This is a genomic window from Pediococcus ethanolidurans, assembly GCF_964062635.1.
GTDB classification, from domain to species: Bacteria; Bacillota; Bacilli; order Lactobacillales; family Lactobacillaceae; genus Pediococcus; species Pediococcus ethanolidurans.
The window spans coordinates 88,871-102,474 of the sequence record NZ_OZ061250.1 but is presented as its reverse complement, the minus strand read 5'-3'; the positions used below and the strand labels follow the sequence as shown (position 1 = coordinate 102,474).

The 13,604-nt window shown below is 38.5% G+C and carries 14 protein-coding genes; 11 read left to right on the top strand and 3 right to left on the bottom strand.

The features are described from left to right. Positions 1 to 22: 22 nt before the first annotated feature. Both AB3219_RS00490 and AB3219_RS00485 read right to left on the bottom strand, forming a co-directional pair. Positions 23 to 2,461 carry a Xaa-Pro dipeptidyl-peptidase gene (locus tag AB3219_RS00490; protein ID WP_216753664.1) on the bottom strand — a complete coding sequence of 813 codons (2,439 nt, stop codon included), beginning with the start codon at positions 2,459 to 2,461 and terminating at the stop codon, positions 23 to 25. 187 nt (positions 2,462 to 2,648) lie between these two features. Further along, positions 2,649 to 4,052 carry an APC family permease gene (locus AB3219_RS00485; protein ID WP_216753663.1) on the bottom strand — a complete coding sequence of 468 codons (1,404 nt, stop codon included), beginning with the start codon at positions 4,050 to 4,052 and terminating at the stop codon, positions 2,649 to 2,651. A gap of 583 nt (positions 4,053 to 4,635) precedes the next feature. Between AB3219_RS00485 and AB3219_RS00480 the strand changes: the two genes are divergently transcribed. Together AB3219_RS00480 and AB3219_RS00475 are read left to right on the top strand one after the other, a co-directional pair. After that, positions 4,636 to 5,454 (top strand): PfkB family carbohydrate kinase, encoded by an 819-nt coding sequence (locus AB3219_RS00480; RefSeq protein WP_216762600.1) that lies wholly within the window; start codon positions 4,636 to 4,638, stop codon positions 5,452 to 5,454. A gap of 4 nt (positions 5,455 to 5,458) precedes the next feature. Beyond that, positions 5,459 to 6,010, top strand: coding sequence for an ECF transporter S component (locus tag AB3219_RS00475; RefSeq protein WP_216753661.1), 552 nt, complete (start codon positions 5,459 to 5,461; stop codon positions 6,008 to 6,010). 66 nt (positions 6,011 to 6,076) lie between these two features. On the opposite strand, the gene AB3219_RS00470 is transcribed toward AB3219_RS00475, so the two are convergent. Continuing rightward, positions 6,077 to 6,256, bottom strand: coding sequence for a hypothetical protein (locus tag AB3219_RS00470; protein ID WP_216753660.1), 180 nt, complete (start codon positions 6,254 to 6,256; stop codon positions 6,077 to 6,079). Between the two features lie 141 nt (positions 6,257 to 6,397). Between AB3219_RS00470 and AB3219_RS00465 the strand changes: the two genes are divergently transcribed. The 9 genes from AB3219_RS00465 (at position 6,398) to AB3219_RS00425 (ending at position 13,538) form a co-directional block, all read left to right on the top strand. Continuing rightward, positions 6,398 to 6,967 carry a hypothetical protein gene (locus AB3219_RS00465; protein WP_057805152.1) on the top strand — a complete coding sequence of 190 codons (570 nt, stop codon included), beginning with the start codon at positions 6,398 to 6,400 and terminating at the stop codon, positions 6,965 to 6,967. Between the two features lie 73 nt (positions 6,968 to 7,040). Further along, positions 7,041 to 7,481, top strand: coding sequence for a Fur family transcriptional regulator (locus tag AB3219_RS00460; protein WP_216762599.1), 441 nt, complete (start codon positions 7,041 to 7,043; stop codon positions 7,479 to 7,481). 163 nt (positions 7,482 to 7,644) lie between these two features. Further along, complete coding sequence (locus tag AB3219_RS00455; RefSeq protein ID WP_367369229.1) at positions 7,645 to 8,928, top strand: ISL3 family transposase; 1,284 nt, start codon at positions 7,645 to 7,647, stop codon at positions 8,926 to 8,928. Between the two features lie 152 nt (positions 8,929 to 9,080). Further along, complete coding sequence (locus AB3219_RS00450) at positions 9,081 to 9,557, top strand: hypothetical protein (RefSeq protein ID WP_216753658.1); 477 nt, start codon at positions 9,081 to 9,083, stop codon at positions 9,555 to 9,557. Between the two features lie 21 nt (positions 9,558 to 9,578). After that, positions 9,579 to 10,445, top strand: a complete 867-nt coding sequence (locus AB3219_RS00445) for a DUF6681 family protein (protein WP_216753657.1) — start codon at positions 9,579 to 9,581, stop codon at positions 10,443 to 10,445. Between the two features lie 203 nt (positions 10,446 to 10,648). Beyond that, the gene (locus tag AB3219_RS00440; RefSeq protein ID WP_272885361.1) at positions 10,649 to 11,389 is read left to right on the top strand and encodes an amino acid ABC transporter ATP-binding protein; all 741 of its coding nucleotides are present in this window, start codon (positions 10,649 to 10,651) and stop codon (positions 11,387 to 11,389) included. Positions 11,390 to 11,401: 12 nt separating this feature from the next. Then, positions 11,402 to 12,235 carry a glutamate ABC transporter substrate-binding protein gene (locus AB3219_RS00435; protein ID WP_367369228.1) on the top strand — a complete coding sequence of 278 codons (834 nt, stop codon included), beginning with the start codon at positions 11,402 to 11,404 and terminating at the stop codon, positions 12,233 to 12,235. Beyond that, a complete protein-coding gene (locus AB3219_RS00430; RefSeq protein WP_260365160.1) occupies positions 12,232 to 12,870 on the top strand; it encodes an amino acid ABC transporter permease in 639 nt (212 codons plus the stop codon). The genes AB3219_RS00435 and AB3219_RS00430 overlap by 4 nt, the downstream gene beginning before the upstream one ends. Positions 12,871 to 12,884: 14 nt before the next feature. Then, positions 12,885 to 13,538, top strand: a complete 654-nt coding sequence (locus AB3219_RS00425; RefSeq protein WP_216753655.1) for an amino acid ABC transporter permease — start codon at positions 12,885 to 12,887, stop codon at positions 13,536 to 13,538. Positions 13,539 to 13,604: the final 66 nt, after the last annotated feature.

The following is a 13,604-nucleotide window of genomic DNA, read 5'->3' as shown; positions in this document are numbered from 1 at the left end:
TCAATTTAATTGGTTGACTAAATTATTTAATCGGCAAACTCATTTTGCACTTGTTAATTTGTAGAGAGTATTGTAACTCTTGGTTACCACGGACCGTTGTGCCAAAATCAGTCGCGTAAACAACTAATCCAAGTTGATGGCCGGTCAATAAATGATAGAAGGTCGGTTGAAGTTCCACAGTCAAATCATAAAAGTCATTGGCTTTTAATTCATCTACTTGATAATTATTGTGTCGGTTTTGCAAATTAATATGGCCGTTTGTAATCATCTTCCAAGGAGTAGTTTCCTTTTGTAAAGTAAATTCACGTAAATTATCTCTACGCCAGTCATATGTGCCACTTAATGCTTTAGATGCGAGAATTGTTGGGCTAACGGTCAATCGCTTGGCATCCCCATAATCCACTAGCTGGAAGCTTAACATCCCAAATGGCTCATTAACGGCTACTCTAATCTGTAGTTGAACGCGACCATCAATGTAAGTATCTTGATCATATTGACTTGTTTTGAAAATTAAACGATTGTCACGGAGACGATTTTCACCAGTTGTGTCATGGTTAGTGGTTAATAAATCACGTTCCCAAACATCAAGATGTTTTTTGTAAAAGTCAAATGTTTCTGGATCAAGATGGTCGCTAAACGAAGCGGCAGCAGTACGAACAGGAACCGTTTCAGGAACCAATTCCTTAGCCTCAAAATTGAAAATTTGGTGACTATCTTCGGGTGATTGCCAATCCTCATAAGTATGCCAAGTCTCTGGTTGGGTATTGTCCTGAATTAAAACGTCTGGTAATAATTCTTTGGCGTGATTGTCAATACCAAATAATTCATGACTGAACCAAAGATTCATCATATCGGTGAAGTCCAAGGAACGAAAAGCATTGATGTAAATGTGCTGACCTTGATGTAAGATAAGTTTCTTAGCTACCGGAACATCGCGGAGTGCATTCCAAAGATTACCAACGTTTCGTGGTTTAACGTTCCAATCGTTTAAACCGTGAACCATAACCATATCAGCTTTGATATTTTTGACGTTATTCAAATAATTTCGATCATCCCAATAGTGGCTGTAGTTACCAGTGCTGCGATCCTGATCTTTAGCCATAATGGTTAAAACTTGATCAAAGTATTCCTTGATTTTAAGATAATCGCCGGGGTTTTGCATGCGACTAAATACTTCAGTTGCCAAAACGTCCATATCTTCACCTTGGAAAGTATTAGGAGCGGCAACCAAACCACCATCGCGGTAATAGTCATACCAACTTGAGATGGCTGCCTCGGAAATTGCCGTCTTTAAGCCCTCAACACCAGTTGTAGCTGCAGCGGTTGCTAGCGTACCTAAATACGAGCGCCCAGTCATCGCAATTTTGGCGTTGGACCACCAAGCTTTGATTTCAACGTTGTCAGTTTTATTGGTAAAGGCAGTACGATTGCCAGCTAGCCATTCAATGACAGCAATAGTTGAAACAGTTTCGGAAACGGCACCAGTATCACGAATTCCGTCAGAATCTTTGGTACCAATTCCGGCTGCGTAAACAACGGCAAAACCACGAGTCAAAAAGTAGTCGTTGAGTGTATAAGGAGCCTCCATCGCAAAGGTTTCGTCAGCTTCTTTTTGTTCGCCAGCTATTTGACGTTTAGCAGGTAATGATGCTGACTTTTCAGTGTAATGGATATCCTTATAATTGAGCTGATTAGGTTCCTTCGCTTGCAATTTGACATCTACATTGTGCATGGCAGCATCACCAGCTTCGTCATTGATGCCTTGATTATAAGGACTGGCCGTATACAAAACGGGAGCTTTGTAACCCTGTTCAGTTTGCTGTGGACGAAGAATTTCTACCTTAAGTAAATCGCGCTTGCCATCTTGATCGGTATCTAAAGGTGCTTCAACGTAGACCACATCGCGAATTAATTGGTGGGGATCAAAGACTGCTTGTGCCTTGCCATTAAAGAACAAAGGTTGAGTAGTTTGCTTATAAAATGACACAAAATAACCATCTTGGGTTAATTTATCTAAATAAGTTTGGCCGTTTTTGGTATGTGTGCATAGAAGTAGATACCAGGCATGCAATAAATCGGCCTTAGATTGGATGGGGTCGGTCATAACAGGCAACTGAATCTTCTTCATGGCTGTTAGTGGCTCAGTGAGTTTAAAGTCACTGTCCACATCAAATTGAAGCAGTTGTAAAGCCACGCAATAAAAGATTTCATTAGTAAGTGGTTGCTGACTTTCAAGAAAATCACCTAGAGCAACTGTGGGAGTTGCCAAGTAATTGTTCAATTTTTGTTTAAAAACTGTTTCGCTTTTTGCTTCTAAAATTGTTTTGTGTAGTAGAACTTTCCAAACTGCAAGTGGATCGTCCAAATTATCAATTGAAGCATCAATGAAGTGAATCGCACGCAACTCTCTGAGCTCTGTGGCTGAATCCACTGTTTCAATAGCAAATTGATTATTTTTCATAATATAAAACCTCCGAAAAGTTGTATGGCACCAATTATACGCCAACTGGTAAAAACATGTTTTGAAATTGTCATAAGTCTCATAAATAAACGTATTTGGTTTAAGTTTTGAATTTGATGGTTATAAAAAGCGCAGTACAAAAGGCATTTACAAACTACCTATTTATTCTGCGTTTATTCGTTCTTATTTATTTTTGTGGGTCATCTTTTTGTGCCAACTGGCTGTGATGAATTCCGTAAGTAAAGTAAATCAATAAGCCAAAGGCAAACCAAATTATGGAAGCAATCCAAGTTTCTGCTGAAAGAGTAGTCATTAGGAAAATACATAACAATCCAGAAATAATAGGTAAAACTGGATAGAAAGGAACTTTGAATCCGTGATTAGGAATATCTTTTCGTTTGCGTAATGGGATAATTCCGAATGAAACAACGGTGAAGGCAATCAACGTACCAATATTGACTAAGTTCGTTAATTGATCTAATGGCACTAAACCACCCAAAATGGCAATAACAATCGTAACAATTGTCATGGCGTGAAGTGGTGAATGATTAGCACTAACTTCGCCAAGCACTTTAGGTAAAAGCCCATCTCGGCCAGTTGAATATACAAGTCGAGAACTACTATAAATCATGGTGACCATCATGGTGGTCATTCCAGCCAAGGCACCTAACGAAAGCAAGCCGGCCATCCAGTTTTGGTTAACAGATTGTAGTGCAAAGGCAACGGGATCAGCTACGTTTAACTTTGTAAAGGGAATCATACCAGTTAAAACAATTGAAACTCCAATATATAAAACGGTCGCAATGATTAATGTGCCAATGATACCAAAGGGCATATTGCGATCAGGATCCTTCACTTCAGCAGCAGAAGAAGATACGGCATCGAAACCTAGGTAAGCGAAGAAAACGGTTGACGCACCTTGAAACATGCCTTTGACACCAAACGGTAGGAAAGGATGCCAGTTTGTTGGTTTAACATAAAAGGCACCAACAATAAGGAATAAAACAATGATTGCAATTTTTACAATAACCATAATGTTGTTGATACGAATTGAGGATTTGAGACCCTTTGATAAGAAAAAGGCGATTAGGCAGACAATGATAATGGCAACAATGTTGATGTATGTACCATGAGCGGGATCAAAAGGTCCTGATAATGCCTGGGGAATGTGAATGCCAAATCCAGAAATAAAGGAACTAAAGTAGGCTGACCAACCAGTTGAAACGGCCGCGACGGCGAGAACGTATTCCAAAATTAAGGCCCAACCGAGGATCCAACCAATCAGTTCACCGAAAATGACGTTGCCATATGAGTAAGCACTGCCAGCAACTGGTAGGGCAGAAGAAAATTCTGCGTAACACATGGCGGCGATGGCGCAGACAATGCCGGCAACTACGAAGGAAAGAATGATGGCGGGGCCGGCTTTGGTGGCGGCAACGGTACCAGGTAGGATGAAGATACCGGTACCAATGACGGCACCGATTCCGAGGGCAATGAGATCGCCGCCGGAAATGGTTTTTTCAAAGCGATTGTCGCGTTCAATGTAACGATCACGACTTTCTTTGCGGAAAATACGTCCGCGTAATGACATAAACAACACTCCCTAATATGTAAGTGAATCAATTTGAATCTATTTATTAGACTATATCCAGAAAAACATTAAAAGTCAATGAGAAAAAAGTGAACGAAACAAATCGGTAGGTATTGATATTTAAGCGGGATGGAGGCGGGATCGCAATCCCGCGGGAATCCTGCTTAAATATCAATGCCTGATTTGTGGAGTTGTCCTAAAAAGAAAGTGAACGAAGCAAATCGAAAGGTTTTGAACTATAAGTGGGATGGAGGCGGGATCGCAATCCCGCAGGAATCCTGCTTATAGTTCAAAGCCTGATTTGTGGAGTTGTCCTAATGCTCGGCGGAAAAAAGAAGTGAACGAAACGGTTTGTTAGCTTTAAAAAAATAATAAGCGAAATGGAGGCGAGTTCATGCGGCTGGGTTGTGCCACAAGAATCGACAACGTACAGAGAATGGAAACTTTCGGAACGAAAGCTACCCTAAAAAGTCGGCTGAAAGTTGACATTCATTATCCAAATAGAACGACAAAGAATTTATTCATAATCATGATATAATGTAAAAAATTATTGAGAAGGAAGGTTTTCATAATTGAACAAACATTGTTAATTGAAGATCTATCTTCTGTGGGCTCGGTGTCTTTAAGTATTGCGATGCCAATAATGACGGCTTTTGGAGAGCAACCGGCAATCATGCCTTCAATGATTTTATCAACACACACGGGTGGGTTTGGACAACCGGCAACGATTTCGATGGCAAAAAACTTACCCAGATTTATCGACCACTGGCATAAAGCAAATGTGACATTTTCCAGTGTTTTGATAGGTTACCTTGGAAATGAACTGGAAGTTTATGAGGAGATTAGTTCGTTTTTAAAGGAAGATCCCATGAAACTAGTCTTGCTTGATCCAGCATTTGCCGATCATGGTAAATTGTATTCTGGAATGTCAACGGCAGTGGTAACCAGTTATTTGAAGTTGTGCCAAAATGCACAAATATTATTACCTAACTTAACCGAGACATGTTTTTTGCTTGAACAAAATGTTTCGGATACAATCAACAGACATTACTTAACAAGTATTTTGAAAAGATTGTCGCAAAAAACTGGGATTGATAATGTCGCAATTACTGGTATTGAATTAGATAATCAAATTGGGACAGCTTTTTTAACTGCTGATGAATTTCATTATGTCAGTTCAGAAAAAGTAGCGGGCGACTTTTTTGGAACTGGAGATCTTTTTTCAAGTTTAGTTTTGGGCTTTCTTCTCAATAAAGAAACCTTTCAAACGGCATTAAAACTCGCAAATAAATGGACGAGTGAGGCTGTGTTGGAGACAGCTAAACAAGGTCAGCGAGATTCACGCATGGGAATTACATTATCATCTGTTTTATCAAATATCTTGGCATATAAGGGGAATTAGCATTATGCGTAATAGTCAACTAAGAAAAATTATTGTCACGGCATTGTTTGCAGCCATTATTTTTATCGGAATTTCTGTATTTCAAATTCCCATTCCAGCGTTAATAGGACGACCGTTCGTTCACTTTGGTAATGCACTGACCGCATTGGCCATTATGTTTCTGGGGTTTGGTTACGGAACATTAGCGGGAGCCATTGGATTAGGCTTGTTTGATGTCACACATGGGTATGCTAGCACGGCATATTTAACGGTATTGGAAGTTGTTATCGTGGCAGCTGTTGTGACCCTTGTTTTTCGTTTACTACGAAGAGATGATACTAAAAAGTGGCATATTGTCCTTGTGGCATTTGTGGCAGGATTTACTAAAATTTTTACTTCATTTGGGAATTCGGTCATTGAAGGTGTTGCCTATCAAGGGATGCAGTGGCATGCGGCTGTGGTTGGTGCAGTTGCAAGTGAACCGGCAACAATTGTGAATTCAATTACGACATTTGTATTGGTAATGATCCTTTACTATCCATTAAAGAAAATTTTGAATCGATCAGGCTTAATTTAAAAAAACTAGGACACTAACCGTTGTAATCTGTGAAGATACGAGGTTGTGTTCTAGTTTTTTAATTACTTAAGCATCCTGCAAATTTCCTTGAATAGCCATAATTGTTTTTAAATTGTGAACAGCAGATTCAATTGTAATGCCAGTTGCTTCAAAGGCAGGGTTCGTCTTATCGTTAGCGATAAAAATTTGTTTTTCTGTATCGAGTGCAATGGTGAACCAATTATTACTGTATTTTTCAAAGGTCATAATGATAACCCTCCTCGTTTTTATTTTTAAGTTGAAAAGATTTCAGAAAATTAAAGAAATCGCTTACATTTAACTTTATTTTTTTACTCTACAGCATGTTACAATAAAAGACAAATGAAATAATCATGGAGTGGAAAAAGGATGAATAAAATTATCGTAATTACTGGTGCGACAGGTACTGGTAAAACAACTGTGAGTGACTATTTGAAAACTTATTATCATGTTCCGCAAGTTATTACCCATACAACGCGTCCGGCTCGCAAAGGCGAAATTAGTGGCAAAGATTATTATTTTGAAACGGAACGCAGCTTTTTTAATAATCACTATCTTGAAAATGTGGTCTATTCGGGCTATCATTATGGTTCCTCATATGAAGGATTGGAACGTGGGTGGCAACGAAACACACTTGTCAGTATCGTTTTGGATACCAAAGGTGCAGTAACCTATGAACAACAGTTAGGTGAACAGGTAGTCATTTTATATTTAACGGTTTCTAATCATGAAAAATTAGTCAAACGGTTGAAAAAGCGTGGAGATGACACTGAAATGGTCCGTCAACGTATTGCCAGCGAAGAATATCAGCGCGATTTACAATTGCCAGCAGAGTTAAAAACTAAGGCTCATGTGATTTTGAATGATGATTGGCAAACAGCGCGAAAACAAATTGACCAAATTATGCAGAGATTAACGAATTCTGTTGCCAATCAATAATCTGTCATGTTTTGCCTAATTATGATAAGCTTTTAAAGAGTAATTGTTACTATTTAAAGTTAGGGGAACAAATATGGATGCAAAAGTAGCACAAGCAATTGAAATTTTACAACAAAATCATTTTAAAATAACCAAACAACGACAAACGCTAATTGAAATTATGTCTCAACATGAAAATAATTATGTGGATGTTACCCAAGTTGATAGTCAAATGCGTGCCAATTATCCCAAGATGAGCCATAATACTGTCTATCGAAATTTAAAGGAATTTGAACAAATCGGATTAGTGGAACAAATTATTAAGGATGAGCACGCTCAGGTTAAGTATCAATGCGATGTGACTCAACAGCATCACCATCATTTTATTTGTACCAACTGTGGCAAGGTAGAAGAAGTTGAAATGTGTCCGTTAGATTTCTTCGAACGGCAGTTACCCGGCTACGAAATTTCCGGTCATCGGTTTGAACTGTATGGATTATGTGCAGATTGTGCCAAAAAAGCGCATACAGTTTAACGCGCAATTAATAAATTTGGTTCTATACTTTTTCCTGTTGATAGCTTACTTAACATGGTAATCTATTAGCAGGATTTTTTAGTGCAAAATAAAAAAGGCCCATAAGCCTCGCACCTAAAAAATCCACCCACTACAGCATCTTTTTTAAAGGACGTGAAAACTTATGGACCCTGTAGATAATAATATGAAATTTGCGCTCAGTATTAAAGACCCAAATGTAGTTTTTTACAAATATAACTATCAAGTGATTAAAGCTAAGCGCGCAAAAGTATATATAGCCACGGTTAAGTTCGACCAGAAACATTGCGCTAACTGTGGCTTTTGCGAGCTAAGTCATAATGGACACTACGTATCACGCGTGACCTATCTGGCAGCGAATGCGAGTGAACCAGTTTATTTAGAACTCCATAAAGAACGCGTCATTTGTCGTAATTGTAAAGCGTCGTTTATGGCTACTTCTGATGTGGTAGACAAGTACTGTTGTATCTCCCGAGCCACGCGTCAGAAAGTGTTTATGAGTCTACAAGACGACCGCACTCAAGCTAGCATTGCGATCGATGCCGGCATATCAGCTAGCACTGTCTGTCGTTACTTAGACAACTATGATGACTTATTTCGCAGAAATCTTAACTATCTACCGGTTCATCTCGCCATGGATGAATTTAGAGGAATTGGTGGTCGGCTCCATTTCATCTGTATTAATGGCGCTGGTGAGCACGAAATTCAACAAATTCTGCCAGACCGATTCAAGCAAAGTATTACTGATTATTTTAAACAATTTCCAGCAAGTGTTCGAGCACGTGTCAAAACAGTTACCGTAGATCTAAATAGTTACTATCAAGACATTGCCAAGGCAATGTTTCCGCAGGCAAAAATTGTGATCGACCGCTTTCACATCGTTGCAATGATGACTCGAGCTTTTAATCAAACTCGGGTGCAAACCATGAAAAAGTACAATAAAAGATCCTATGAATATCGCACGTTAAAGTTCACCTGGCGGCTTTATTTGAAGTATGCCGGAAATCTAGATGAGGAACATGTCTTTTATGACCGACACCTGCGAAAACAACTCACACAACTAGAACGTGTAGAACAAGGACTGACAATTAACGAAGAACTTAAAGCATCGTACGAGTCGATGCAAAGCATCATGGAAAACCTTAAGAATCAAGACAAAGACAAGCTTGTGGAAGATCTATATACAAATCAAAATATAAGTCCCTACATGAAAGCAGTGTTTCAAACGTTCAAAAAGAACTTAGTGGTTGTACTCAACGCCAGTGAATCGGACTATACGAATGGCCCAGTCGAAGGCATGAATCGAATGATTAAACAAATTCAACGCACAGCATTTGGATTCCGTAATTACCATCATATGATTTCACGTATTAAGTTACGGCAAATGAGAACAAAACCAATGAAAAAAACAGAGTTGAAAGTCGCATGACTTTCAACTCTGTAAAAGCTATTCATCAACAGGATTTGACAAAGAGCCATAAATTTAAAGAATTAATATGGTTTTAATGTTTGGCCTTTAAAATAACAGTCAGTTTGGTAAGATTTAACTAACCATTTAAGAAAAGGGGAGGAGAAGCGGTTATGGCATATCGTACGCTACCATTTATCACACCATTTGCAATTGTCAGTGTTTTGATTGCACTTAGCGCCACCAATGTTGTGGTGAATAAGGTGACCGGCACAACAGACGGCGGTTCTGTACGGACACAGACGGAATCGACCACCAAAAATTCGGCATCAACGGATTCAAGCAAAAATTCTTCTAAAAAAGATAGCTCGAGCAGTAGTAGCAAAGATAGCAGTTCAAGCTCAGATGACTCCAGCAGTTCGTCAATGGACAGCAGCTCATCCAGCTCAGATGATACACAAAGTAGTTCAACTGAGAGTTCAACGACACCAGCTAGTTCAAGTAGCACATATTCTAGCAGTGCATCGACAACTAAAAAAGCAAGCAGTTCCAGTGCTGCAACCCAATCATCTAGTGCAGCAAGCTCGGCTACTAAGACCAGTGCGTCAAGTAGCAGTGCAACCACGACACAGGATGATACGACTAATTAATCGCGAAAGGAGTGAAGAGTTTTGTTTACAGTTATTGATATGATCAATCACTATTTGGGCTATATTAATTTAAATGTAAAACTGAAAAACCGAATTTATACGATCATTGGGTTTGTCGGTAATTTCTACATGCTGTATCTAGCTTTCCGTTTCTTCGAGAATGGTCGCTGGGTGCGGGGCTTAGGCTTCATTGCCGTTTTTCTGATTTTCCTTTACTTTTTGATCATGAATATTTATTTTTATTTCACGACTAAAAAAGCACCATTTGATATTTCACCAAAAATCGAAAAATTACTAGGTGGAAAACCTCGTGAAGTTGCGGAAAATGAAAATTTACGTCAACGTTTGAATCAAAGAGAACGTGGTCATCGCGCAATTGTTCCTTTAACTGGAATTTTTGAAAAAAATACAATCCTACCGGCGACCATTAAATCTAGTCAACGAGAGATCCATAATATTAATCAGTTAGCAGAGCAAATGATTCAAAACAATTTTGCGATGGCAGATTATGAAGGCCTTTCAGATGATGAAATTCTGGCACACTTACAGGAGTCTAATGAAACTGAATTGTACGCCATTGGACAAGGAATCCCGTTCCCTTACTTTGAACTTCGAGAAGAAAACGGCGAGGCTAATATATATGCCGGGATGAATCAGATGAATTTGTATCGAATTGGTCAGGTAGTAAGTGTGGGATTATCTAATTATTTTGAGGCAAAACAGCAATACCAACTTTATCTGGCGCAGGCTGTTTTGATTGGCGGTCAACGAAAATTTGCGGGCCGTTCAAGTTTAATGACTGAAGATTCGCCATATGGTGCGAAAATTCAAATGGCTTATCAAAAACGCGACGATACACCAACACAAACGCGACGCAGATCGTACTAGACAATACCTTTTTGTTTGATAAATATGAGAAGGAACCTATCAAAATCATTAAAATTTTGACAGGTTCTTTTTTGTACTTTAAAATTGATATAATGGATATACGTATAACGCTTTATTGACTAAAAAAATGATTATAAAAGTCACTGGTATTCCCAGCATAGAGTGCTAACGTAATACATAGAAAGAAAAAAGAGGTAAGACTTATGTCAATGATTGAATTTCACGATGTTGAAAAGTACTACGGAAAATTTCATGCGCTGCACAATATTAATTTGACGATTGAAGCCGGTGAAACTGTAGTTTTAATCGGTCCTTCTGGTTCTGGTAAGAGTACTTTGATTCGTACAGTTAATGGTTTGGAACTCATTAATAGTGGTCAGTTAATCGTTGATGGGTTTGATTTAGCCGATAAGAAGACGGATATGAATAAGATCCGTAAAAATGTGGGAATGGTTTTCCAGCATTTTAACCTCTATCAAAATAAAACGGTACTTGAAAATATTATGATTGCACCGCGAATTGTTTTAAAACGAGACGAAACTGAAAATAAGAAAGTTGCCATGGAACTTATTGATCGTGTGGGTTTGGCAGATAAGGCTGGAAGCTATCCGGCACAGCTTTCTGGTGGTCAATCACAACGAATTGCGATTGCAAGAAGTTTGGCAATGCACCCAAAGTGTATTTTATTTGATGAACCTACTTCCGCACTGGATCCTGAAATGATTGATGATGTTTTGAATGTTATGAAAGATATTGCCCGTGATTCAAGTATGACAATGTTAGTGGTAACTCATGAAATGGGCTTTGCTCGTGAAGTGGGTGACCGGGTTATCTTTATGGCTGATGGACGAATTTTGGAAGACGATACCAAAGAAAGTTTCTTTGACGGACAGCCGACAAATGAGCGTGCTCGTCAATTCCTTAGCAAAATTATTAAGCACTAGAGGAGGAGAAGCATGAAAAAAATAATTCGATATTTAGGATTGCTGACCTCACTGTGTTTACTTGTCATGGTTCTCAGCAGTTGTGGAAGTAAAAAGGCTTCTGATCAAAGCGTATTAAGCCGAGCCAAACAAACGAACACGATTGTTTGGGGGGTTAAGGCGGATACCAAGTTGTTTGGATTAATGGATGTTAATGATTCACAAATTAAAGGGTTTGATGTGGATATGGCTAAAGCATTGACCAAACAAATTCTTGGTCCTACTGGTAAAGCAAGTTTTATTCAAGTTTCTAGTCAGACACGAATTCCACTTCTAAAAAACGGTAATATTGATGCCATTATTGCCACAATGACAATAACTCCTGATCGTCAAAAAGTAGTTGATTTTTCGAATCATTATTTTAATGCTGGGCAATCTTTACTGGTTAAAAAAGATAGTCCGATCAAGAATGTCAAAGATCTAAACAAGAGTGGCACCCAGGTTTTGGCAGTCACAGGAGCTAACTCGGTAGCTAATTTTCAAAAGGCCGCTCCAAAGGCAAAGGTCTTGGAATTACAGGATTATGCACAAGCCTTACAAGCTTTGAAATCCGGTCAAGGTAAAGCTTTAACAACTGATAATGGTATTTTGCTTGGGATGGCTGTTGAAAATCCTGGCTATAAAGTTGTCGGTGGTGCGTTTACCAAAGAGCCTTATGGAATTGCTGTGAATAAGGGTCAGAAGACATTTGTTAAGAAAATTAATCAAGCCTTAAAACAACTTCGAGCTAATGGCGAATATGACAAAATTGTTAAAAAATGGTTTGGCAATATTTCAGGATTTGACTATAAGGAGGCAGAAAAATGATTAGTATTATCACAAATCATTGGCAAGACCTTCTCTATGGTTTAGGCCAAACTCTATTGTGTAGTATTTTAGCGTTGTTCTTTAGTTTAATCATTGGGTCGTTCTTCGCCATTTTTGAAGTTGTCCCAAGTAAAACTTTACGAATTATTGCCCGTGTTTATATCGAAATTTTTCGAAATATTCCTTTACTAGTTATTACCATGTTTTTCTATGTGGTAATTCCGATTTTCTTTGTGAAGGTGAACGGGTTTACAGCTGGTACGATTGGGCTCACGATTTACACTTCTGCGTTTATTGCAGAAACCGTTCGTTCAGGAATTCAATCCGTGGATCCCGGTCAAATGGAAGGGTCACGTGCTAATGGAATGACATTTTCACAAGCTATGCGGTATGTGGTTTTACCACAGGCTTTTCGAATTGTTATCCCACCACTGGGAAATCAATTTATTAACTTGGTCAAAAACTCGTCTGTTTTGGCCTTTGTGGCTGGTTTTGATTTGATGTATCAAGGAAATACCATCGCTTCAACCAGTTTTGATACGCTCAATGCTTATTTTGTGGTTGGTGTCTTGTATCTAATTATTACAATGCCGTTGAGCTATTACATGCGTTATCTTGAAAAACGTTTGAACTAAGGAGGTGAAGAAAAATGCAAAACTTTGTTAATGCGTATTCGTGGATTAATTTTCGTTACCTGTTAGAAGGCCTTTGGATTACCATTGAAGTGTCCGTGGTTTCCATCGTGTTTAGTTATATCTTAGGTGCAATTCTAGGATTAATTCGCTATATTAAAGTAAAATACCTTTCTGCCACTGTTGGGTTTATTATTGATTTAATTCGAAATTTACCATTACTGTTAATCATTTTCTTCACCTACTTTGGGTTGCCAAATATTGGCATTCGGTTGAATCCAATCTGGTCGTCAATTCTTGCAATGAGTATTTTTGAATCAGCTATGCTGGCCGAAATTATTCGCAGTGGGATTGGGGCGGTTGATCCTGGTCAAATGGAAGGTGCACGAGCTAATGGACTGTCCTATTGGCAAGCCATGTGGCATATTGTTCTTCCTCAAGCTCAGAAAAAAATGATTCCCACAATTGTTAGTCAGTTTATTTCCCTGATCAAGGATACTTCGTTGGCCACAATTATTGTTTTACCTGATTTGATGTATCATGCCCAAATTATTTACGGACAGAATAGTAATTATATTCTGCCAATGTTCTTGGCATTAGCTGTGATGTATTTTGTGGTTTGTTACTTACTTTCGATTTTGTCGCATTATTTGGAACGACGGTTAGCTTAATAAAAATATTATCAATTTATGATAGAAAAACTCGTAATGTTAATTCATTATGAGTTTTTTTATTTT